The 1340-nt window shown below is 66.3% G+C and carries 1 protein-coding gene and 1 pseudogene; one reads left to right on the top strand and one right to left on the bottom strand.

Features of this window, described 5'->3' with window-relative positions; all coding sequences use genetic code 11:
• Positions 1 to 224: pseudogene (locus AC097L_RS24590) on the bottom strand (iron ABC transporter permease); the annotation flags it as partial.
• A 78-nt stretch (positions 225 to 302) separates the two neighbouring features.
• Here AC097L_RS24590 and AC097L_RS24585 point away from each other — a divergent pair.
• Positions 303 to 1340 (top strand): ABC transporter ATP-binding protein (locus AC097L_RS24585; RefSeq protein WP_479589340.1); only part of this gene is annotated, 1038 nt, incomplete at its 3' end.

Below are 1340 nucleotides of genomic sequence, written 5' to 3'. Positions count from 1 at the left end.
GCCGTGACTGAACCCACCAGCGCCACGCCCAGCGCCACGCAGACGCACAGCAGCACCGACGTCAGGGCGTATTCGGGCAGCACCGTGGCCATCATCTTCTGCAGGATCTGGGCACTGGCGGCATTCCATTGCAGCATCGCCGCCCATACGGCCAAAACCGGCAGCAGCACCAGAGCGGCCAGCAGCAGTACGGGGGATTGCACAAGGCGTTGAAAAAAAGGCATGGGTATCGGTTGTAGTGGCACCTGAGGAGAGGCGCTACGCCAGTGCAAATGAGAATTGTAAATATCTAGAATCCGAACATGTTCCTCGACCTCCAAAACCTCAGCGTCACCTACCCGGGCCGCCCCCAGCCTGCCGTCAACGGCGTCACCTTCGGCCTGCCTGCTGGGGACATTGGCGTCTTGATCGGCCCATCGGGCTGCGGCAAAACCACGCTGTTGCGGGCCGTGGCCGGGCTGGAGCCCGTCAGCGCGGGCCACATTGCCCTGGCTGGGCAGACCGTCAGCGCACCCGGCCAGGCCGTACCCCCCGAGCAGCGGCGCATGGGCATGGTGTTCCAGGACTACGCGCTGTTTCCGCACCTGGACGTGGGGCGCAACGTGGCCTTTGGCATCCACCACTGGCCCACGCCCGAGCGGCGGGCGCGGGTCGCCGAAGTGCTGGAGTTGGTGGGGCTGGAGGGCTTGCGCCGCCACATGCCGCATGCGCTGTCGGGTGGCCAGCAGCAGCGCGTGGCCCTGGCGCGGGCGCTGGCCCCCCGGCCGCAGTTGCTGCTGTTGGACGAGCCATTTTCCAACCTGGACGTAGACCTGCGCGAGCGCCTGGCACACGAGGTGCGCGGCATTTTGAAGGCGGCAGGCGCTACGGCCCTGCTGGTCACACACGACCAGCTGGAAGCCTTTGCGATCGGTGACCACATCGGCGTGGTCCAGGACGGGCGGCTACACCAATGGGCCGATGCCTACACCCTGTACCACCGGCCTGCCACGCGTTTTGTGGCCGACTTCATTGGCCACGGCGTGTTTGCCCAAGCCCAGGTCAGCCTGTACACCGATGCCACCGGCAGCCACAAACAGGTCAACACGCCGCTGGGGCCGCTGCACGACATCCGCCCTTCCCTGCTGGCGGATCTGCCGTTAGGCCCGGTGGAGGTGCTGCTGCGGGCCGACGACATCGTGCACGACGACGCAGCCAGTGTGCAGGCGCAGGTGCTGCGCAAGGCGTTTCGGGGCAATACCTTTTTGTACACCCTGCAACTGGCCAGTGGCGAAACCGTGCTGGCCCACGTGCCCAGCCACCACGACCACGCACTGGGCGAATGGATTGGCATCCGCGCC

The sequence above is a fragment of the Rhodoferax sp. RT5P35 genome (assembly GCF_056521385.1).
The sequence above is the reverse complement of the archived record's forward strand: the minus strand, read 5'-3'. Positions and strand labels throughout refer to the sequence as shown.